The organism is Streptomyces naganishii JCM 4654 (assembly GCF_014650575.1).
Classification (GTDB): Bacteria; Actinomycetota; Actinomycetes; order Streptomycetales; family Streptomycetaceae; genus Streptomyces; species Streptomyces naganishii.
On the sequence record NZ_BMVF01000002.1, the window covers coordinates 207,348 to 227,754 of the forward strand.

A 20,407-nucleotide genomic window follows, 5' to 3' on the forward strand; every position below is an offset into this window, starting at 1 on the left:
CCGTAACGCTTCAGCCCGCGCTCTGCTCCTCGGCCAGGATGCGGTCCAGGGCCTCGTCGAGGTGGGCGTCGAAGTCGGCGAGGGCGCCCTCCTGACCGAGCGGCACCAGCTTGTCCGTACGGTCGAGGAACGCCACCAGCGGCGCCGTGGAGGAGCGGAACAGGGCGCGGTCCCCGCCGACCTGAAGACGGATCAGCACCTCGCTCAGTGAGTCGCTGTCCGCGGGCGAGATCCGCACATCACCGTCGCCGCACGGGGTGCCCACCCCGTCGATCAGCAATTCCCGGCCGAAGGCCCAGGTCACAGGGGCGTCCCCGGGAAGGTGGAAGGTGAGCCGTACGGCGTAGGGATCACAGGTCTCGTACCGCAGCTCCACCGGGATGCGGAAGGAGAGCTCCTCGGACACGAGAAAGCTCATCATGACCTCTGCCTGTACGGACTCGCGCATCGCTACCCCGTGATCTGCCGTCGACTGGCCGGGAATCATCCCCGTGACACTGTGGCATCTTGCTGAACGTACACGGTAGATCACAAGGAGTGAGTTTTCAGATACTGATAGAGAGCGCGAGCGCGCCCAGGTGTTCTCCGACCTCGCTCTGCAGCTGCCGTGCCGCGGGCATCAGCCGGCCGGCCTGGCGGGCCGGCAGGGAGAGGGCCACGGTGGCCGCGACCGCGCCCGCCGTGATGGGGACGGCCGCGCAGACGGTCCCGAGCGCGTACTCCTGCCGCTCGGTGACCGGTTCCGTCCGCCGCAGCCGCCCCAGGCGCCGCAGGAGGGTGTGGTCGTCACGCACCGTGTACGGGGTCAGCGAGCTCACGGGATGGCGGTCGAGGTGGTCGCGGCGGGCGTCCTCGTCGAGCTGGGACAGCAGGCACTGGCCGACGGCGTGCGCGTGCCCGGTCTCGCGGAAGTCGGCCCACTCCTCGACCGCCGGGCTGCCGGGGCTGTCGGAGACGCACAGGACGTCGATCTCGCCGTCCTGGTAGGCCGCGTAGTACACCGGCGCACCGATCAGATCCCGCCACTGCGCGAGCAGGCCGGCGATCGTGCTGCGACGTTTCTGCGCCGCTCCGCTGCTGCCCAGCCGCTCCGCCGCCTCACCGAGGAAGAACAGCCCGCGGTCGCGCTGGAGATAGCCCTCGTGGACGAGGGTGCGCAGCAGGTGGTAGGTGGTCGGCAGGGCCAGGCCGGTCTCGCGGGCCAGTTGCTTCGCGGGGGCGCCGTACTCGTGCCGGGCGACGGTCTCCAGCAGGCGCATAGCGCGCTGCACGGAGGCGATGAGGGTGGTCGGGGACTGCTGCTCCGGCACCGAGGCGCAGGGCCGCTCCGCGGGGTCCGAGGAGCGCGGCTGGGCGGGGAGCGCCGTCGAGTGGCCGGGGGCCCTGGGTGCGGGCGGCACGAGCCGTTGTGCGGAGGCGGTGTCAGCCGTGGCCAAGGGGCACTCCCGTAGCGCGAGGGGGCAGCCCGTGCGGGGGAACACGGGGAGGGCGTGTACGCCGCTCGCGGGGTCCGGCCCCGCGTTGACTCCGGACCTTATCCGCCTGTCGCCGCTCGGGGGCCGTTCGTGCGCGAAACTTCCCTCCCGCGAGGGAACCGGTGATTCCTGTTACCGGTCACCGGTGCCCCGCGTTCCTCACCAGTCGCCGCGCGAGGACGAGCTCGAGGTGAACTTGCGCACGATGTAGATGAGGCCGCCGACCAGCGCCACGAAGACCAGCAACTTGAACAGCAGGCCGATCACGACGCCGACCACGCTCACGATCACGCTGCCGAACACGACCAGGGCGATGACCGGCACCGCGACCCACTTCACCCACCACGGCAGACCCGCGAAGATCTCTCGCATTGTCCTCGTCCTTACCTCTCCGCCCGCCCAGTACCGGGTCCTGTCGGTGCCCGCGCCGCCAGGCGCGGGCCCTCGTCGATGTCCTGCTTCGATGCTAGGGGCGGGCAGGGGTCCGGCGGGGGGTCCGCGTCCCTTGTCCTCCCCTGACCGTTCCCCTAGGGAACCCCGAGACGGCGCCTCAGGCTTCGGGTGGAGAGAACACCACCAGGACCCTCAGGTCCTCGCTGATGTGGTGGAACTTGTGGGCGACCCCGGCCGGCACGTACACCACGCTGCCGCGCGCCACCTCGGTCGTCTCCAGGCCGACGGTGATCGAGGCGCGTCCGCTGACGACGACGTACACCTCGTCCTGGCTGTGGGGGTTCTGCGGGTCGTGCGCGCCCGCGTCGAGCGCGTAGAGGCCGACCGACATGTTCCGCTCCCGCAGGAACTGAAGGTAGGCGCCCTCGTTGGCGGCTCGCTCCGCCTCCAGTTCGTCCAGCCTGAATGCCTTCATCGCCCTCGCCCGTATTCGTAGTCGATCTCGTCTGCCACGATCAGACACATGAAGAATTTCGTAGTCAAGACGATCGCCAACGCGGGCGCCCTGGCGGTCGCCGTCTGGCTGCTCGACAAGATCACCCTGACCGGCGACAGCACGGCGAAGGAGGCCGGCACGCTGATAGTCGTCGCCCTGGTCTTCGGGCTGGTGAACTTCCTGGTCAAGCCGATCGTGAAGGTGCTGACCTTCCCGCTGTTCATCCTGACGCTCGGACTGATCACCCTGGTCGTCAACGCGCTCATGCTGCTGCTGACCTCGTGGGTGTGCGGCAAGCTGCACCTGAGCTTCCACGTCGAGGGCTTCTGGACCGCCGTCCTGGGCGGCCTGATCATCTCGGTCGTCTCCTGGGCCCTGCACATGATCCTGCCGGACGAGGACTGAGCGGGTCCGGAAGGTCTTCTGAGATGGTGGAGACGGCGGGCACCTGCGTGCTCGCCGCGGAAAGGGAGCAAGTGGAGGGACGGGCGGCATGAGCGATTCGACTGCGGGCGACCGGGACGGCACGCGCGTGGTGCGCGCCGGGCTGCCCGAACCGGTCAAGCACGAACCGACGCTGCCCGGCCCGGTCTTCGCCGCCCACTTCCACCTGCCGGGCGACCCGACCGGCCCATACGCCTACGGACGGGACGAGAACCCCACCTGGACGCTGCTGGAGCGGGCCATCGGCGAGCTGGAGGCCCCCGGGCAGGGGGACGTGGAGACCTTGGCGTTCGGCTCGGGCATGGCCGCCATCTCCTCGGTGCTCTTCTCGCAGCTGCGCGCGGGGGACGCGGTGGTCCTGCCGGACGACGGCTACCAGGCGCTGCCGCTTGCCGGGCAGCAGCTCGAGGCGTACGGCATCGAGGTGCGCACCGCGCCGACCGGCGGGGACGCCCAGCTCGAGCTGCTGGAGGGCGCCCGGCTGCTGTGGATCGAGTCCCCGTGCAACCCGGGGCTCGACGTGTGCGACATCCGGCGGCTGGCCGAGGCGGCGCACGCGCGCGGCGCGCTGGTCGCCGTCGACAACACGCTCGCCACCCCGCTCGGGCAGCGTCCCCTGGAGCTGGGCGCGGACTTCGCCGTGGCCAGCGGCACCAAGCAGCTCACCGGGCACGGCGACATCCTGCTGGGCTATGTGGCGGGCCGTGAGGGCGAGGCCATGGCGGCCGTGCGCCGCTGGCGCAAGATCGTCGGGGCGATCCCGGGCCCCATGGAGGCCTGGCTCGCACATCGCTCCATCGCCACCCTGCAACTGCGCGCGGACCGGCAGAACGCGACGGCTCTGGCGCTGGCCGAGGCGCTGAGCACCCGCGAGGACGTCACCGGGCTGCGCTATCCGGGGCTGCCCGGCGATCCCTCGCACAAGGTCGCCGCACGGCAGATGCGGCGCTTCGGGTGCGTGGTGTCCTTCACGCTGGCCACGCGCGCGCGTGCCGACCGTTTCCTCGACGCCCTGCGGCTCGTGGACGACGCGACGAGTTTCGGCGGGGTGCGCTCCACGGCCGAGCGGCGCGGGCGCTGGGGCGGCGACGCGGTGCCGGAGGGCTTCATCCGCATGTCGGTGGGCGCCGAGGACCCCGAGGACCTGGTGGCGGATGTGATGCGGGCGCTGGACGAGTCGGCCGGGTGACCTTCCCCGCGGACACCGGTCGGTGTCCGGCTACGCACGACGGACGGTCCGAGCCTCCCCCCTCATGGCTCGGACCGCCCTCGGTTCCGCGCGCGAAGAACCGCGCGACCAAGGCTAGTTGACTCTGTGTCAGTGTCCAATCACGGTAGCGACAGAGACCTATCGACATATTTATAGTTGGGCGCGGGCCGGGGGGCCGGAAGACAGGGCACCGACAGGGGAGGGCGTGCCGTGGACCTGGCACTGCTGCGTACGTTCGTGACCGTGCACCGGGCGGGCTCGTTCACCCGGGCCGCCGCGCTGCTCGGCCTTTCCCAGCCGGCCGTCACCTCCCAGATACGCACGCTGGAACGGCAGCTGGGCCGTCCCCTGTTCCTGCGCCAGGCCCGCGGTGTGACGCCCACGACCATCGGGGACGAGCTCGCCCACAAGGCCGCGCCGCACCTGGACGCCCTGGTGGAGATCACCGAGTCGGGCCTCGACGAGAAATCCCGGTTACGCACCCTCCATCTGGCCGGGCCGCCCGAGTTCACCGCCGAGCGGGCGCTGCCCGCGCTCACCGGGCTCGCCGCCGAGGACGGGCAGGGCCTCGCGCTGCGCGCCTCCTTCGGCACCGCCGAGGAGGTCCTGGAGGGACTCTCCGCCGGGCACCACGATCTGGCCATCAGCACGGCCCGGCCACGTGGCGCGCTGCTCACCGCGGCTCCCCTGTGCGACGAGGAGCACGTCCTGGTCGCCGCTCCGCGCTGGGCGGCCGGAACGGGTGTGCCGCCGCTGCGCCGAGAGGACGTCTCGGCGCTGGACGGCGTCCCCGTGATCGAGGTCCACGAGTCGCTGCCCTTCGTCTCCCGCTACTGGCTCTCCGTCTTCGACGCGCGGCCGGCCGGGCCCGGCACCGTGATCGTCCCGGATCTGCGCGCGGTCCTGGCCTGCGCGGTGGCGGGTGCGGGACTCGCGGTGCTGCCCCGCTATCTGTGCGCGGAGGCTCTGCGCCGCGGTGATGTGCTCGCTCTTCACGAACCGGCGGTGCCGCCCCTGCGGACCTACTTCCTGGTGGTCCGCACCGGCACCCTGGCGTTGCCGCATGTCGCGCGGGCCCACGAGCGGCTGTTCCAGGCGGCGGCGGACTGGTGCTGAGCGCCCGTCCGGGGTCCGTCACCCGGTGAGCTCACGTGGTCGCGTTTCGCGATGTTTCATGTGGAACCAGCCGGGCCACATTTCTCCCATGACCGTCCGACCCGTGGTCAAGCGCACCGCCCGCGCCGTTCTCCTCGACGGTGACGACCTGATCCTGATCAAGCGCACCAAGCCTGGCGTCGATCCCTACTGGGTCACTCCCGGCGGCGGGGTCGAACCGGGGGACACGACCGTCGTCGACGCCCTGCACCGCGAGGTGTACGAGGAGCTCGGCGCGAAGGTCACCGACGTGGTGCCGTGTTTCGTGGACACCGTGGAGCACATCGGCGAGGACGGTGGCGCGACCGGCGTCAAAGTGCAGCACTTCTTCGTCTGCCGGCTGGAGTCCATGGACCCCGCCCTGCGGCACGGGCCCGAGATCGACGAGCCCACCGGTGAGTACGAGATCGTCCGCGTGCCGTTCACCCGGGTCGGCATCGCCTCCGTGCACCTCGTCCCGCTCTCGCTGCGCCACTACCTGGACGGCAACATCGAGGGCGTACGCGCCATGCACGCCCCCGACCTGGGCTGACACGGCCGGCCACACCCTGGGCGGGACGTTTCACGTGAAACGTCCGGCCGGTCCTCCAGCGGGGTGCGCCGGGGCCACGGCCCGCCGCGCGGTCGGGCCACGAGATGGCCAAAACCACGTACGTCTCCCCCGAAACGGGTGGACGCCGAGGGCGCCCATCGGACAGCCTGACCTGCGTGTCGACTCCTTCTCCCGCCGCTCTCCCCATCCGTCGTCTGACGCTTCGTGACCTCAGCGCGTGCGCCGACTTGTCCGAGGACCGGGGGTGGCAGCGCGAGGAGCACAAGTGGGGCCTTCTCCTCACGGCCGGGCAGGGCTACGGCATCGACGATCCCGACGGCGGACTCGTCGCCGCGTGCTCCATCACCCCGTACGGGCCGCAGGGCGATCCCGACCTGGGCGCCGTCGGCATGGTCCTCGTCGCCGAACGGCATGCCCGCCAGGGCGTCGGACGCCGCATGATGCGCCACGTCCTGTCGACGATGGGCACCACCCCGCTGACCCTGTACGCGACCCCCTCCGGCCGCCCGCTGTACGAGGAGCTCGGTTTCAAGGTCATCGGGCGGGCGGAGATGGTGTGCGGTCACTTCACGCCGGAGGCGGTGCCCCCGGCGATCGCCACCCGGGCGGCCACCGCCGAGGACATGACCCGCATCCTCCGGCTCGACGAGGAGGTGTTCGGGGTCGACCGGACCCTCCTGGTCACCAGGCTGCCCGCGTTCGCCGACCAGTTGCGGGTCGCCGAGGACGGGGACCACCTCATCGGGTACGCCGCCGCCTGGCCCAACATGCGGACCCACGTGGTGGGCCCGCTGATCGCCCGGGACACGGAGACGGCGAAGGCCCTCGTCGCCTCCCTCGCCGCCCACACCGACCGGCCCCTGCGGACCGACATCGACCTGCGTCACGGGGAACTGCTCGCGTGGCTCAAGGAGCGCGGGCTCGCCCCCGTCGTCATGAACGACGTCATGACCTACGGCATCGGGGACCTGCCCGGCGACTTGTCCCGCCGCTTCGCCCCGCTGACCGTGGCGGCGGGCTGACCGGCCCGCACTGCCGAGCGGGGTCCGGGCGGGTCACCGGCGGACGGTGATCCGCTGCCCGGCCGGTGTGCCCCCGGCGACGACGACCCCGGCAGGGGACCTCCGGCGCTCCAGCGCGGAGGAGAGGACGGCGAGCACCAGGGCGCCCGCCGCGAGCGCCGCGCCCACCCAGTTCGGAGCGGTGTAGCCGAGGCCGGCCGAGATGACGAGACCGCCGAGCCAGGCGGACAGCGCGTTGCCGAGGTTGAAGGCGCCGATGTTGACGGCCGAGGCCAGGGTCGGAGCGCCGTGCGCCTGGTCGAGGACGCGCTTTTGCAGGGGCGGGACGGTGGCGAAGCCCAGGGCGCCGATCAGCACGATCGTGACGGCCGCCGCGGCCTTGTTGTGCGCCGTGAGCGTGAAGAGCGCGAGGACGACGGCGAGGGCGCCCAGAGAGACGTACAGCATGGGCATCAGGGCACGGTCGGCGTACCTGCCGCCGACGAGGTTGCCGCCGACCATTCCGAGGCCGAACAGGACCAGCAGCCAGGTGACGGAGCCGTCGGAGAAGCCGGTCACGCGGGTCGCCATCGGCGCGATGTAGGTGACGGCCGCGAAGACACCGCCGAAGCCGAGCACGGTCATCGCCATCGCGAGGAGCACCTGGGCGTTCTTGAAGGCGGCCAGTTCGTGGCGCAGGCGCACGCCTTCCGGCTTCGGCATGTCGGGGACGAGCCGGGCGATCCCGGCCAGGCCCACGACTCCGAGCGCGGCCACGAGGGCGAAGGTGACACGCCAGCCGGCAATCTGGCCGACCAGGGTGCCCAGCGGCACGCCGATCACGTTGGCGACGGTCAGACCGGTGAACATCATGGCGATGGCGCCGGCCTTCCTCTCCGGGGCGACCAGGTCCGCTGCGACGACGGAACCGATGCCGAAGAACGCGCCGTGGGCGAGTGAGGCGACCACCCGGCCGATCAGCATGACGGAGAAGGCGGGGGCCAGCGCGGAGAGCAGGTTGCCCGCGATGAACAGGCCCATGAGCAGCATCAGCATCCGCTTGCGGGACACCTTGGTGCCGAGCACGGTCATCAGCGGGGCACCGGACATGACGCCGAGCGCGTAGCCGGTGACCAGCAGGCCGGCCGTGGGGATGGAGACCCCGAAGTCGCCCGCGACCTCGGGCAGCAGGCCCATGACCACGAACTCGGTCGTTCCGATTCCGAAGGCCCCGATCGCCAGGGCCAGCAGCGCGAGAGGCATGGGGGGTGACACCTTCCCAGAAGGTTGCAGATGCGCTTTGAGTGCGTTCACAATAATTGCAGACGCGGGCTTTATGCAACCGCCGTCTATTGCGGCACTGCCCTATCCTGGGAACAAGCCGCTCCGGGACGGAGGAAACGCCGATGACAGCGACGGACCCCGCGCTCACCGCCCTGGCCCAGGGATGGTCCGCCCTGGCCCTGCTGCACGGGAGGATCGAGGCGCGGGTCGAGCGCGCCCTGCAGACCGGCCACGGCCTGAGCGTGCGCGAGTACTCCCTGCTCGACGTGCTCAGCCGACAGCACGACGGCGAGGGCGGCCATCTCCAGATGAAGCAGGTGGCCGACGCGGTGGTCCTGAGCCAGAGCGCCACCACCCGGCTGGTCACCCGTCTCGAGGACCGCGGCCTGCTGGAGCGCTACCTCTGCCCCACCGACCGCCGCGGCATCTACACCAACGTCACCGGGGCCGGGCTGAAGCTCCTGGATGCGGCCCGGCCGACGAACGACGCCGCCCTGCGGGAGGCACTCGACGAGGCCGCGAAGAACCCGGAGCTGGCTCCCCTGGTGCGAGCGGTGGAATCGCTGCACGCGCCGGCCCCGGTATGACGCCCGCCTTTACGGCGTGCGCCGCCCGGCCCCCCTACAGTGCCCGGCATGGAAGATCTTGAGATACGCGCCGCCGTCGCCGCCGACGTGCCCGCGATCGTCGCGATGCTCGCGGACGACCCGCTCGGCGCCCGGCGCGAGTCGCCGGACGACCTCACCCCGTATCTGACCGCCCTCGAACGCCTCAGCGCCGACCCCCACCAGCACCTGGTGGTCGCCGTTCGCGGGAACAGGGTGGTCGGAACGCTGCAGCTCTCGGTGATTCCCGGATTGTCGCGGCGCGGCTCCACGCGCTCGATCATCGAGGGCGTCCGCATCCACGCCGACGAGCGCGGCGGTGGACTGGGCACACGGCTCGTCGAGTGGGCGGTCGACACGTCCCGCGACCTGGGCTGCGGCCTCGTGCAGCTGACGTCGGACAGGACACGGACCGACGCACATCGCTTCTACGAGCGGCTGGGTTTCGAGCCCTCACACATCGGCTTCAAGCTTCAGCTCTGAGGGCTGAGGGGCTTGAGGGGTGGGTCTGTTTCACGTGAAACAGACCCACCCCTCAACCGGTCACCGGCTACTGGTCGATGCCCTGCCACCCCTCCGGATCGACACCGCCGGGCACACTGGCCTGCTCGTCGTAGGGCCGGCGGGTGAACACGAACGAGCCGAGGTCGAGGTGATCCACCGACCCGTCCGGTCGCCGCACGACCCGCAGGGATTCCCCGGTGTAGTAGCCCTCCAGTCCCGTCCAGGTGCCGTCGCCGTTCGGCCGGAACCGCGAGCGTCTGCCGTTGCCGGTCAGCGGCTCCAGCGCGAGGAGCCCGTCGGCGGACAGGCGCAGGCCGAAGCCCTGCGTTCCCCAGTACCACTGGCCCGTCAACTCCAGCACGGCCGGGTCCACTTGACGCAGCGGGCGCCACGGCCCGGGAATCCTCGGCTCGGCCTCGGCGACGATACGGACCAGATCGGCCGCGGTCGCCCACATCATCGGGCCTGACGTGCAGTTGGCCAGGGCGACGGCCGCGATGTCGTCCTCCACGCTGATGGTGAGGCCCGCCAGGAAGCCCGGCAGCGACCCGCTGTGTCCCACGAGCAGCCGGCCGTCCCTGTGCTCGATCTGCATCCCGAGGCCGTAAGTGGACCCGGACGCGACGTCCGCCGCCTCGGCGGGCGCCGCGGGCGTCCTCATCTCCCCCACCGACTCCGCGCTCAGCACCCGGTCGTCCCCCCGGGCGAGGAAGGCCGCGAACCGGGCCAGGTCGCCGGTGGTCGACCAGAGTTGGCCGGCGGGCGCCATCCGGCCCAGGTCCTCGGCCGGCTCCGGCATGAGGGCATCCGCCCAGGGGTGCACCGCCCAGCCGCCGGCGTGCGGCGCCACGGGCCGGACACCGGTGCGGCGAAGACCGAGCGGTTCGAGCACCTCGGCGCGCAGCACCTCCTCCCACGGCGCACCGCGCACCTCCTCCACGAGCGCGCCCAGCAGTGTGTAGCCGGGGTTCGAGTAGTGGTGGAGCCGGCCGACCGGATGCAGCAGCGGCCGCTCGCCCAGGACATCGGCCAGTTCCGGGCGCAGGGCCCCCGGTGTCCGCTCCCACCAGGGCGCCGGTGACTCGGCCGCCAGACCGCCCGTGTGCGCGAGGAGGGAGGCGACGGTGGCCTCGCCCGCCCCGGTGCCCGGCAGGTGCTTCTCCAGCGGATCGCCGAGGTCGAGGAGGCCCTCGTCGCGCAGCCGCAGCACCAGGACCGCGGTGAAGGTCTTGGTGATCGAGCCGATGCGGTACTGCGTGTTCTCGTCCGGGCCGTGCCCGTCCACCGAGGTCCGCGCTCCGTGCCACACCGTCCGGCCGTCCCGTACGACGGCGGCGACGAGCGAGGGCGCCCGTCCCTCGCTCTGGGCGACGGCGACACGGTGCAGCAGCGCCCGTCGCGTACCGGGCAGCAGGTCTTCGTGCGAAGTCGTCATGCGCACAGTCCACCCCGACCGGCACCCCGCGTCGAGCGCATATCACCGCGGCTGTAGGACAGCATGCACAATGTCCCATTCCGCCGTGTCGTCCGGGGTGCGCGTTCAGTCCTGCGTGACCGGCTGGAGACGGGTGAGCAGGTCGCGTCGGCCGTGGACGGACAAGCCGAGTCGGCCGGCGAGTTCGCGATCGATCACGCCGGTGAGCAGCCCGAGAACGGCCCGGGGTGGTCCGTCCAGGACGAGGTCCGGGTCGGTGGCGTGGCCGAGCCGGGTGTGGATCCGGCCGTCCCGCAGTTCGATGACGGCCGTCTCGTCGGCCGCGACGACCTGAATGACCACAGGCGGGCCGTCGGGATCCGCGTCAGTGGTGAACCAGACCGGGGCGTAGGCCAGCCACCGTCCCTGGAACGCGTCGTCCGGCCGTTCGTCGGTCATGAACCGCAGGCCCCACAGCCCAAGTGACTTCAGCACCGGCTCCAGTGCCAGACCGTCCTCGCTCAGGGTGTAGAGGGCCGTGGCCACCGGCGGCGGCGCGTCCTCCCGCGTGATCAGTCCGGCTTCCTCAAGTTCTCTGAGGCGGGACGAGAGCAGGTTCGTCGCGATGCCCGGCAGCCCCTTCTTCAGGTCCGTGAACCGGCACGGTCCTTGGAGCAGCAACTCCCGGACGATCAGCAGCGTCCAGCGGTCCCCCACAACGTCGAGGGCCCGGGCGATCGAACAGTACTGACCATAGCTCCGCATAGGCCCAGCGTAACCGACGCGTGGTTTACTTCAGAAATCAGCTAGTTGAAAAGTCCACCATCTGTCCAAGTCGACTGACACCACCGGCCCCTGAGAGGACCTAGTGCGATGACCTACGGAGAAACCGCCCTCAACCAGACCATCGACCGACTCCTGAGCGACCATCGCGATCTCGACGCCTCGGCAGACGGGGCCCTGGACAACCTCGACCAGTTCCACATCGGCGGCGCGGACGCGGTCGAACGGCTCATCCCCGCCCTTGCCCTCGCGCACGGTGACGTCGTCCTGGACATCGGCTCCGGATTCGGCGGACCCGCACGCCAGATCGCCCGCCGCACCGGCAACCACGTGGTCGGCGTCGACATCACCCCGGCCTACGTCGACGCCGCACGCGACCTCACCGATCGGGCCGGACTGAGCGACATGGTCCGGTTCCACGCGGGGGACATCGCCGGGCTCCAGCCCGATCCGCCCTTCGATGCCGCGCTCACCATGCACGTCCAGATGAACGTGCGGGACAAGACCACCTGGTTCCGTCACATCGCCGAACGCCTCGCCCCTGGCGCACGCCTGGTCCTCTGGGAAGTCTGCCAACCACACCGGGCCGCCCTGCCCTGGCCCATGCCCTGGTCACTCGACGGCACCGACAGCTTCGTCGTGTCCCCCGACACACTGCTCGCCCACGTCGAGGGTGCGGGCTTCACCGTCATCGAATGGACGAACGAGTCGGCATGGGTCCAGGATTGGATCACCAGGACCTTCGCGAGCGGCCTGCCCGCGGGACCCGCCCTGCCCATGCTCCTCGACGACGGCTACACCCGCGTCATCAACTACGCCACCGCGCTCACCAACGGCTCCCTCGAAGTCTGGCGCGGCTGCTTCACCAAGGGCACCGGCTGAAGCCGGACGAAGGACACCGGCAACGAGAAAGAGACACGCGAAAGGCGAACCCAAAGCGGCGGCGGGTCAGGTCTGCGCCATGTCCACGAACCGTGAGTAGTGGCCCTGGAAGGCGACGGTGATGGTCGCGGTCGGGCCGTTGCGGTGCTTGGCGACGATCAGGTCGGCCTCACCTGCGCGGGGTGACTCCTTCTCGTAGGCGTCCTCGCGGTGCAGCAGGATGACCATGTCGGCGTCCTGCTCGATGGAGCCGGACTCACGCAGGTCGGAGACCATCGGCTTCTTGTCGGTGCGCTGCTCGGGACCACGGTTGAGCTGGGAGAGCGCGATGACCGGGATCTCCAGTTCCTTAGCGAGAAGCTTGAGGTTCCGGGACATGTCGGAGACCTCCTGCTGACGGCTCTCGGCGCGCTTGGAGCCTCCGGACTGCATCAGCTGGAGGTAGTCGATGACGACCAGCTTCAGATCGTTGCGCTGCTTCAGCCGGCGGCACTTGGCCCGGATCTCCATCATCGACAGGTTCGGCGAGTCGTCGATGTAGAGGGGGGCCGCCGAGACGTCCGGCATGCGGCGGGCCAGCCGCGTCCAGTCCTCGTCGGTCATCGTTCCCGAACGCATGTGGTGCAGGGCGACGCGGGCCTCGGCGGACAGCAGGCGCATCGCGATCTCGTTGCGCCCCATCTCCAGGGAGAAGATGACGCTCGGGAGGTTGTGCTTGATCGAGGCGGCCCGCGCGAAGTCCAGTGCGAGCGTCGACTTGCCCATCGCGGGACGGGCGGCGATGACGATCATCTGCCCAGGGTGCAGGCCGTTGGTCAGCGAGTCGAAGTCGGTGAAACCGGTCGGCACACCGGTCATCTCCCCGCTGCGCGAGCCGATCGCCTCGATCTCGTCGAGGGCGCCCTCCATGATGTCGCCCAGCGGCAGGTAGTCCTCGCTGGTGCGCTGCTCGGTGACCGCGTAGATCTCGGCCTGGGCGCGGTTGACGATCTCGTCCACGTCGTCGTCGGCCGCGTATCCCATCTGTGTGATGCGGGTGCCCGCCTCGACCAGGCGGCGCAGCACGGCACGCTCGTGGACGATCTCGGCGTAGTACGCGGCGTTCGCGGCCGTGGGCACCGTCTGCACCAGGGAGTGCAGGTAGGAGGCGCCGCCCACCTTGTTGATCTCGCCGCGTTTGGTGAGCTCGGCGGCGATGGTGATGGGGTCGGCCGGCTCGCCCTTGGCGTAGACGTCGAGGATCGCCTGGTAGATCGTCTCGTGGGCCGGCTTGTAGAAGTCGTGGCCCTTGAGGATCTCGACGACGTCGGCGATGGCGTCCTTGGACAGCAGCATGCCGCCGAGGACGGACTGCTCGGCGTCGAGGTCCTGCGGGGGGACCCGCTCGAAGGAGGAGCCCGCGCTCTCCCAGGCATCGCTCTCCCTGCCCCGGTCGTGCTGCTCGTCGCGGCCGCGGCCGCCGTCGGGGCGCCGTCGGGAGGCCGGCAGACGATCACCGGGTCCGCTGTCGGCCCACGGGTCGTCCAGGGGCTCGGAAATGCTCACCGAGCGACCTCCTCCCGTCCGCCGAGCGGACCTCGCCGTGCCCCTCTTTTCTACGGCACGGCACTGACAAATGAGAGGCCCAACTCCGCTTGTGCCGCGTCAGGTTTGTGACGGTTTGGAAGGCCGGTGGACGGAGCGGGCGCCGGACAACGGTAGGCCCCCGGGCACCGTCAGCCAATCTGGTTATCCACAGGCCATGTGGACGACGGCCCCGATGCTGTGGAGAACTCGTCGAAACCTGTGCACGGCCCGGTGGACAGTGCTGTGAACAAGCACTCGACGGTTCCCGTAGAGGCCGTCTGACCTGCTGCTTTCCCGTCCACCGGCTGTGCAGAAGAAAAAACTGCCCGCTCGGACCAAGATCGGTTCGAACGGTGCGCACACATGCACACCGCAACCAGGCAAGTAAGGATCAGAAGGGCTTTGCATCTCTTACCTGTGGACGATTAGATTGGTGCTCATGACACAGGCTCCCGCACGCCGTCCGCCGGCCCGGCGCCGGCACGACCGCGAGATCGTCGCCCTGGCGGTCCCGGCCTTCGGCGCGCTCGTCGCCGAGCCCCTCTTCGTCATGGCCGACAGCGCGATCGTCGGCCATCTCGGCACCGCGCAACTCGCCGGGCTCGGCGTCGCCTCGGCCCTGCTGACCACCGCCGTCAGCGTCTTCGTCTTCCTCGCCTATGCCACCACCGCGGCCGTCGCCCGTCGCGTGGGCGCCGGCGACCTCCAGGCCGCCATCCGGCAGGGCATGGACGGCATCTGGCTCGCACTGCTGCTCGGCGCCCTCGTCATCGCGGCCGTGCTTCCCACCGCCCCCGCCCTGGTGAGCCTCTTCGGTGCCTCGCACACGGCCGCGCCGTACGCGACGACGTATCTGCGCGTCTCGGCCCTCGGGATCCCGGCCATGCTGGTCGTGCTCGCCGCCACCGGCGTCCTGCGCGGGCTCCAGAACACGAGGACCCCGCTCTACGTCGCCGTCGCCGGTTTCGTCGCCAACGCCGCCCTCAACGCCGCGCTGGTCTACGGCGCCGGACTCGGCATCGCCGGATCCGCCTGGGGCACCGTGATCGCCCAGTGCGGGATGGCCGCGGTCTACCTGACCGTCGTAGTCCGCGGGGCCCGCCGGCACAGCGCGTCCCTGCGTCCGGACGCCGCCGGTATCAGGGCGTCCGCGCGGGCCGGCGTTCCGCTCCTCGTCCGCACCCTCTCCCTGCGGGCGATTCTGTTGATCGCCACCGCGGTCGCGGCCCGTCTCGGTGACGCCGACATCGCCGCCCATCAGATCATCCTGTCCCTGTGGAGCCTGCTGGCCTTCGCGCTGGACGCCATCGCCATCGCCGGGCAGGCCATCATCGGCCGCTACCTCGGCGCCGACGACGCCGCCGGTGCGCGGGAAGCCTGCCGGCGCATGGTGGAGTGGGGCCTCGCGGTCGGTGTGGTGCTGGGTCTCCTGGTGATCGTGGGCCGCCCCGCCTTCCTGCCGCTGTTCACCGGTGACCCCACGGTCAAGGACACCGCGCTCCCGGCGCTGCTGGTGGTCGCGCTCTCCCAGCCGGTGTGCGGTGTGGTCTTCGTCCTCGACGGAGTGCTGATGGGCGCCGGCGACGGCCCCTACCTGGCATGGGCGATGCTGGTCACCCTGGCGGTCTTCACCCCGGCCGCGCTGCTGGTCCCCGCGCTCGGCGGCGGGCTGACCGCCCTGTGGGGCGCGATGACACTCATGATGACCGTACGGATGGCGACCCTGTGGCTGCGCGCCCGCTCCGGCCGCTGGCTGGTGACGGGGGCGACGCGCTGAGGGGCGGGCGATGCGCTGAGACGGGGGCGGTGCACCGAACGCACGGGCACTGCCCTCGGCACGTTTCACGTGAAACAGCGAAGGGCCGTACCCACCGGGTACGGCCCTTCTCAGCTGCGTGATCCTGACGATCAGGCGGCGACGACCTCGACGTTGACCTTGGCGGCAACCTCGGGGTGCAGACGCACGGACGTCTCGTGGGCGCCCAGGGTCTTGATCGGGGACGACAGCTCGATGCGGCGCTTGTCGACCTCGGGGCCACCGGAGGCCTTGATCGCCGAGGCGATGTCGGCCGGAGTGACGGAACCGAAGAGACGACCGGCGTCGCCGGAGCGGACGGCCAGACGGACCTTCACGCCCTCGAGCTGGGCCTTGATCTGGTTGGCCTGCTCGATGGTCTGGATCTCGTGGATCTTGCGAGCACGACGGATCTGCTCGACGTCCTTCTCGCCGCCCTTGGTCCAGCGGATCGCGAAGTTCCGCGGGATCAGGTAGTTGCGAGCGTAACCGTCCTTGACGTCGACGACGTCGCCCGCGGCACCGAGGCCGGAGACCTCGTGGGTGAGGATGATCTTCATGAGTCGGTCACCCTTCCCTTAGCGCGCGGTGGAGGTGTAGGGCAGCAGCGCCATCTCACGGCTGTTCTTGACGGCCGTGGCGACGTCACGCTGGTGCTGCGTGCAGTTGCCGGTCACGCGGCGGGCACGGATCTTGCCGCGGTCGGAAATGAACTTCCGCAGCATGTTCGTGTCCTTGTAGTCCACGTACGTGACCTTGTCCTTGCAGAAAGCGCAGACCTTCTTCTTAGGCTTGCGCACAGGCGGCTTCGCCATGGTGTTTCTCCTGTGTGATCAAGAAGGGGGGAAGCGAGCCCTAGAAGGGGGGCTCGTCCGAGTAGCCGCCACCGCCGCCGGAGCCGCCGCCCCAGCCGCCGCCGCCCTGGTTGCCACCGGCGGGAGCGCCGGTCGCCCACGGGTCGTCGGCCGGAGCACCGCCGCCCTGCTGGCCGCCGCCGGAGCCGCCGCCCCAGCCGCCGCCCTGCTGGCCGCCACCGCCGCCGCCGTAACCGCCCTGGCCACCGCGGCCGGAGGTCTTGGTGACCTTGGCCGTGGCGTTGCGCAGGCTGGCGCCGACTTCCTCGACGTCCAGCTCGTAGACCGTGCGCTTGACGCCCTCGCGGTCCTCGTAGGACCGCTGCTTCAGCCGGCCCTGCACGATGACGCGCATGCCTCGCTGGAGCGACTCCGCGACGTTCTCCGCCGCCTGCCGCCAGACCGAGCAGGTCAGGAACAGGCTCTCGCCGTCCTTCCACTCGTTCGTCTGACGGTCGAAGGTGCGAGGCGTGGACGCGACACGGAACTTCGCGACCGCCGCACCGGAAGGGGTGAAGCGCAGCTCGGGGTCGTCGACAAGATTGCCGATGACCGTGATGACGGTCTCGCCTGCCATGGGTGAACCTCTCGGCGGGTGTGCTGCTGGCTGCTTGGTGCTACTCGAATCCCGGGATCAGCTGAGCGGGAGGCTCAGTGGGTCTCGGGGCGGAGGACCTTGGTCCGGAGGACCGACTCGTTCAGGTTCATCTGGCGGTCGAGCTCCTTGACGACCGCAGGCTCGGCCTGCAGGTCGATGACCGAGTAGATGCCCTCGGGCTTCTTCTTGATCTCGTACGAGAGACGACGACGGCCCCAGGTGTCGACCTTCTCGACCTTTCCGCCGCCGTCACGGACGACAGAAAGGAAGTTCTCGATCAGCGGGGAGACAGAGCGCTCCTCGAGATCGGGGTCGAGGATGACCATCACCTCGTAGTGACGCATGTGGAACCCACCTCCTTTGGACTCAGCGGCCACGGTCGTTCCGTGGCAGGAGGGTTGTGATGCGCTGGTACCGATGTCCGTGAGTAAACCAGGACCCACTGACAACGGGGTCCGCTCGGCCGAATCGGCCGGGCCGCGGCACGGCAGGGCATCGGTACAGAAGCAACAGCTTACCCGGCCGCCGCCGTCCGGTTGAAATCTGGCCCCGGGGGCAGACAATCTGTACACATCGGGTTGTGCAGGGCGAAGCGATGCTGCCTTCAGCAGGAGGTATCCCATGGCTCAGATCACGCGATCGACCAAGACCGGCAACGGACTGCTGGCCACGGACGGCAGGCCGCACCCGCTGCAGAACGGCCTGCTGGCCGTGAGCGGGGTACTGGCCGCGATCTCGGTCGCCACCGCCGCGTTCCCCAGCCTCCACTTCCTCACGGCCTGGGTGGGCCTGTTCGGTGTCCTCACCGCCGGGTACGGCCAGTTCATCTCCGAGACGACACGGGAGCGCTTCGGTCTGGTCCTCGCACTGGGCGCCTCCGCGATCGGCCTCTACTTCGGCATGGCCAACGGCGGCCTCTTCGGCATCTTCAACGGGTTCGTCGGCGGCTGAGTCCGCGCCCCGCGGACGCCCCCCATGGGTCCGCGCACGGCGCCCCGGCGGGCGACAGGCCGGGGCGGAGGTCGCGTGCGGCCAGTCTGCGCGCTCCCCGGGCGCAGTAGGCTTCGGCGCGAGAGCCGGACCCCTGTACCCATGGGGACACGCCAGCCCGAGGAGCGCCCCGAATGAGCCTGACCCTGAGGACCATCAGTCGAGAGCAGCATCTGGCCTACATCCAGAACCTGCCCGCGGCGAGTCACATGCAGGTGCCGGCCTGGGCGGACGTGAAGGCCGAGTGGCGCTCGGAGAACCTGGGCTGGTTCGACGACCGTACCGGCGAGATGGTCGGCGCGGGTCTGGTCCTCTACCGCCAGCTGCCCAAGATCAAGCGCTACCTCGCCTACCTGCCCGAAGGGCCGGTCATCAACTGGTTCGCGCCGAACCTGGACGACTGGATCCAGCCGATGCTGGCGCACCTGAAGCAGCAGGGCGCGTTCTCGGTGAAGATGGGGCCGCCCGTGGTCATCCGGCGCTGGGGCTCCGACACGATCAAGAGGGGCATCCAGGACCCGGACGTGAAGCGTCTGCGCGATCTGGAGGCCGACTTCATCGAGCCCCGCGCCTTCGAGGTCGCCGACAAGCTGCGCCGCATGGGCTGGCAGCAGGGCGAGGACGGCGGCGCCGGCTTCGGCGACGTGCAGCCCCGCTACGTCTTCCAGGTGCCGCTGGCCGGCCGCTCCTTGGAAGAGGTCCACAAGAACTTCAACCAGCTGTGGCGCCGCAACATCAAGAAGGCCGAGAAGGCCGGCGTCGAGGTCGTGCAGGGCGGCTACCAGGACCTCGAGGAATGGCAGCGGCTGTACGAGATCACGGCCGTGCGCGACCACTTTCGGCCCCGCCCCCTGTCGTACTTCCAGCGCATGTGGACGGCCCTCAACACCGAGGACCCCAACCGCATGCGGCTGTACTTCGCCCGGCACAACGGCGTGAACCTGGCCGCGGCGACGATGCTGATCGTCGGCGGCCACGTCTGGTACTCCTACGGCGCCTCCGACAACATCGGCCGTGAGGTCCGGCCCTCCAACGCCATGCAGTGGCGGATGCTGCGCGACGCCTACGCGCTCGGCGCCACCGTCTACGACCTGCGCGGCATCTCCGACTCGCTGGACGAGACCGACCACCTCTTCGGACTGATCCAGTTCAAGGTGGGCACCGGAGGCCAGGCCGCCGAGTACCTCGGCGAGTGGGACTTCCCGCTGAACAAGCTGCTCCACAAGGCGCTCGACATCTACATGTCGCGCCGCTGACCCCTCGTACCCTCTCGGCACCGCCCACCCGTTGGGCGGCGCCGTCGCTCTTCCACCCCACACCCCAGCCCACGAGAAAGGTTCCGGGTCCGGCCATGGCGCTCACGCTCTACGTCGACACCGCGCGCTGGCGGGCGCACCACAAGCACGTGCAGGAGCAGTTCCCGGGACTCGTCCCGGTCTGCAAGGGCAACGGCTACGGCTTCGGCCACGAGCGGCTCGCGGAGGAGGCCACCCGGCTGGGCTCGGACGTCCTCGCCGTCGGCACCACCTACGAGGCCGCGCGCATCAAGGACTTCTTCGGCGGCGACCTGCTGGTGCTGACGCCGTACCGGCGCGGCGAGGAGCCCGTGCCGCTGCCCGACCGGGTGATCCGCTCGGTGTCCTCGATCGACGGCGTCTACGGCCTCGTCGGCGCCCGTGTCGTCATCGAGGTGATGTCCTCGATGAAGCGGCACGGCATCAGCGAGCAGGACCTGCCGCAGTTGCACGCCGCCATCGAGAACGTCCGCCTCGAGGGTTTCGCCATCCACCTGCCGCTGGACCGCACCGACGGCTCGGACGCCGTCGAGGAGGTCATCGGCTGGATGGACCGGCTGCGCGCGGCCCGGCTGCCCCTGCACACGATGTTCGTCAGCCACCTCAAGGCCGATGAACTGGCCCGTCTCCAGCAGCAGTTCCCGCAGACCCGCTTCCGGGCCCGGATCGGCACCCGGCTGTGGCTGGGGGACCACGAGGCCACCGAGTACCGCGGAGCCGTCCTGGACGTCACGCGCGTGGCCAAGGGCGACCGCTTCGGCTACCGGCAGCAGAAGACCGCCTCCGACGGCTTTCTGGTGGTCGTGGCGGGCGGCACCTCGCACGGTGTGGGCCTGGAGGCCCCCAAGGCGCTGCACGGCGTCATGCCGCGCGCCAAGGGCGTCGCCCGGGCGGGCCTCGCCACGGTGAACCGGAACCTTTCCCCGTTCGTCTGGGGCGGCAAGCAGCGCTGGTTCGCGGAGCCGCCGCACATGCAGGTGTCCATCCTGTTCGTGCCCTCCGACGCCCCGGAGCCGAAGGTCGGCGACGAACTGGTGGCCCATCTGCGGCACACCACCACGCAGTACGACCGGCTCGTGGACCGCTGACGCGGGGCCACCGCTCGGCACA

At 70.3% G+C, this 20,407-nt stretch carries 24 protein-coding genes; 12 read left to right on the forward strand and 12 right to left on the reverse strand.

Going from position 1 to position 20,407, the window contains the following annotated elements; translation table 11 throughout:
* Positions 1-10: 10 nt before the first annotated feature.
* From IE217_RS03785 to IE217_RS03800, 4 genes are all read right to left on the reverse strand, one after another.
* Entirely contained in the window at positions 11-448 is a 438-nt protein-coding gene (locus tag IE217_RS03785; protein WP_190176246.1) for an SsgA family sporulation/cell division regulator, read from the reverse strand.
* Between the two features lie 97 nt (positions 449-545).
* Entirely contained in the window at positions 546-1,436 is an 891-nt protein-coding gene (locus IE217_RS03790) for an IclR family transcriptional regulator (RefSeq protein WP_373297953.1), read from the reverse strand.
* A 198-nt stretch (positions 1,437-1,634) separates the two neighbouring features.
* Positions 1,635-1,847 (reverse strand): DUF5326 family protein, encoded by a 213-nt coding sequence (locus IE217_RS03795; RefSeq protein WP_190176247.1) that lies wholly within the window; start codon positions 1,845-1,847, stop codon positions 1,635-1,637.
* 178 nt (positions 1,848-2,025) lie between these two features.
* Positions 2,026-2,343 (reverse strand): cupin domain-containing protein, encoded by a 318-nt coding sequence (locus IE217_RS03800; protein WP_190176248.1) that lies wholly within the window; start codon positions 2,341-2,343, stop codon positions 2,026-2,028.
* A 48-nt stretch (positions 2,344-2,391) separates the two neighbouring features.
* On the opposite strand from IE217_RS03800, the gene IE217_RS03805 reads away from it, so the two are divergent.
* The 5 genes from IE217_RS03805 (at position 2,392) to IE217_RS03825 (ending at position 6,748) form a co-directional block, all read left to right on the forward strand.
* Positions 2,392-2,769, forward strand: coding sequence for a phage holin family protein (locus tag IE217_RS03805; RefSeq protein WP_190176249.1), 378 nt, complete (start codon positions 2,392-2,394; stop codon positions 2,767-2,769).
* Between the two features lie 88 nt (positions 2,770-2,857).
* Positions 2,858-3,997: a cystathionine gamma-lyase gene (locus IE217_RS03810; protein WP_190176250.1), complete on the forward strand. Its 1,140-nt coding sequence runs from the start codon at positions 2,858-2,860 to the stop codon at positions 3,995-3,997.
* 231 nt (positions 3,998-4,228) lie between these two features.
* Complete coding sequence (locus IE217_RS03815) at positions 4,229-5,134, forward strand: LysR family transcriptional regulator (protein ID WP_190176251.1); 906 nt, start codon at positions 4,229-4,231, stop codon at positions 5,132-5,134.
* An 88-nt stretch (positions 5,135-5,222) separates the two neighbouring features.
* A complete protein-coding gene (locus tag IE217_RS03820; RefSeq protein WP_190176252.1) occupies positions 5,223-5,705 on the forward strand; it encodes an NUDIX domain-containing protein in 483 nt (160 codons plus the stop codon).
* A gap of 176 nt (positions 5,706-5,881) precedes the next feature.
* Positions 5,882-6,748 carry a GNAT family N-acetyltransferase gene (locus tag IE217_RS03825; protein ID WP_190176253.1) on the forward strand — a complete coding sequence of 289 codons (867 nt, stop codon included), beginning with the start codon at positions 5,882-5,884 and terminating at the stop codon, positions 6,746-6,748.
* Positions 6,749-6,781: 33 nt separating this feature from the next.
* Here IE217_RS03825 and IE217_RS03830 read toward each other — a convergent pair whose 3' ends face one another.
* Entirely contained in the window at positions 6,782-7,990 is a 1,209-nt protein-coding gene (locus tag IE217_RS03830) for an MFS transporter (protein ID WP_190176254.1), read from the reverse strand.
* A gap of 143 nt (positions 7,991-8,133) precedes the next feature.
* Between IE217_RS03830 and IE217_RS03835 the strand changes: the two genes are divergently transcribed.
* Entirely contained in the window at positions 8,134-8,598 is a 465-nt protein-coding gene (locus tag IE217_RS03835) for a MarR family winged helix-turn-helix transcriptional regulator (RefSeq protein ID WP_190176255.1), read from the forward strand.
* Between the two features lie 48 nt (positions 8,599-8,646).
* Positions 8,647-9,099 carry a GNAT family N-acetyltransferase gene (locus IE217_RS03840; RefSeq protein ID WP_190176256.1) on the forward strand — a complete coding sequence of 151 codons (453 nt, stop codon included), beginning with the start codon at positions 8,647-8,649 and terminating at the stop codon, positions 9,097-9,099.
* 67 nt (positions 9,100-9,166) lie between these two features.
* Here IE217_RS03840 and IE217_RS03845 read toward each other — a convergent pair whose 3' ends face one another.
* Both IE217_RS03845 and IE217_RS03850 read right to left on the reverse strand, forming a co-directional pair.
* Complete coding sequence (locus IE217_RS03845; RefSeq protein WP_190176257.1) at positions 9,167-10,555, reverse strand: serine hydrolase domain-containing protein; 1,389 nt, start codon at positions 10,553-10,555, stop codon at positions 9,167-9,169.
* A gap of 105 nt (positions 10,556-10,660) precedes the next feature.
* Positions 10,661-11,299 (reverse strand): winged helix-turn-helix transcriptional regulator, encoded by a 639-nt coding sequence (locus IE217_RS03850; RefSeq protein ID WP_190176258.1) that lies wholly within the window; start codon positions 11,297-11,299, stop codon positions 10,661-10,663.
* Positions 11,300-11,407: 108 nt separating this feature from the next.
* Between IE217_RS03850 and IE217_RS03855 the strand changes: the two genes are divergently transcribed.
* A complete protein-coding gene (locus IE217_RS03855; RefSeq protein WP_190176259.1) occupies positions 11,408-12,199 on the forward strand; it encodes an SAM-dependent methyltransferase in 792 nt (263 codons plus the stop codon).
* Positions 12,200-12,265: 66 nt separating this feature from the next.
* Here IE217_RS03855 and dnaB read toward each other — a convergent pair whose 3' ends face one another.
* Entirely contained in the window at positions 12,266-13,744 is a 1,479-nt protein-coding gene (gene dnaB / locus IE217_RS03860; protein ID WP_190176260.1) for a replicative DNA helicase, read from the reverse strand.
* A 460-nt stretch (positions 13,745-14,204) separates the two neighbouring features.
* Here dnaB and IE217_RS03865 point away from each other — a divergent pair, with 460 nt between their 5' ends.
* Positions 14,205-15,542: an MATE family efflux transporter gene (locus IE217_RS03865; RefSeq protein WP_190176261.1), complete on the forward strand. Its 1,338-nt coding sequence runs from the start codon at positions 14,205-14,207 to the stop codon at positions 15,540-15,542.
* A 131-nt stretch (positions 15,543-15,673) separates the two neighbouring features.
* On the opposite strand, the gene rplI is transcribed toward IE217_RS03865, so the two are convergent.
* From rplI to rpsF, 4 genes are all read right to left on the reverse strand, one after another.
* Positions 15,674-16,120 (reverse strand): 50S ribosomal protein L9, encoded by a 447-nt coding sequence (rplI, locus tag IE217_RS03870; protein WP_190176262.1) that lies wholly within the window; start codon positions 16,118-16,120, stop codon positions 15,674-15,676.
* An 18-nt stretch (positions 16,121-16,138) separates the two neighbouring features.
* The gene (gene rpsR, locus IE217_RS03875; protein ID WP_003949403.1) at positions 16,139-16,375 is read right to left on the reverse strand and encodes a 30S ribosomal protein S18; all 237 of its coding nucleotides are present in this window, start codon (positions 16,373-16,375) and stop codon (positions 16,139-16,141) included.
* A 40-nt stretch (positions 16,376-16,415) separates the two neighbouring features.
* Positions 16,416-16,991 carry a single-stranded DNA-binding protein gene (locus tag IE217_RS03880; protein ID WP_190176263.1) on the reverse strand — a complete coding sequence of 192 codons (576 nt, stop codon included), beginning with the start codon at positions 16,989-16,991 and terminating at the stop codon, positions 16,416-16,418.
* Between the two features lie 74 nt (positions 16,992-17,065).
* Positions 17,066-17,356: a 30S ribosomal protein S6 gene (rpsF, locus tag IE217_RS03885; protein WP_019324683.1), complete on the reverse strand. Its 291-nt coding sequence runs from the start codon at positions 17,354-17,356 to the stop codon at positions 17,066-17,068.
* 277 nt (positions 17,357-17,633) lie between these two features.
* Between rpsF and IE217_RS03890 the strand changes: the two genes are divergently transcribed.
* The 3 genes from IE217_RS03890 to IE217_RS03900 all read left to right on the forward strand — a co-directional run bounded on the left by IE217_RS03890 (position 17,634) and on the right by IE217_RS03900 (position 20,385).
* Positions 17,634-17,963 (forward strand): hypothetical protein, encoded by a 330-nt coding sequence (locus tag IE217_RS03890; RefSeq protein WP_190176264.1) that lies wholly within the window; start codon positions 17,634-17,636, stop codon positions 17,961-17,963.
* Positions 17,964-18,136: 173 nt separating this feature from the next.
* Positions 18,137-19,258 carry a peptidoglycan bridge formation glycyltransferase FemX gene (gene femX / locus IE217_RS03895; RefSeq protein WP_190176265.1) on the forward strand — a complete coding sequence of 374 codons (1,122 nt, stop codon included), beginning with the start codon at positions 18,137-18,139 and terminating at the stop codon, positions 19,256-19,258.
* Positions 19,259-19,353: 95 nt separating this feature from the next.
* On the forward strand, positions 19,354-20,385 hold the full coding sequence (locus IE217_RS03900) for an alanine racemase (RefSeq protein ID WP_190176266.1): 1,032 nt from the start codon (positions 19,354-19,356) through the stop codon (positions 20,383-20,385).
* Positions 20,386-20,407: the final 22 nt, after the last annotated feature.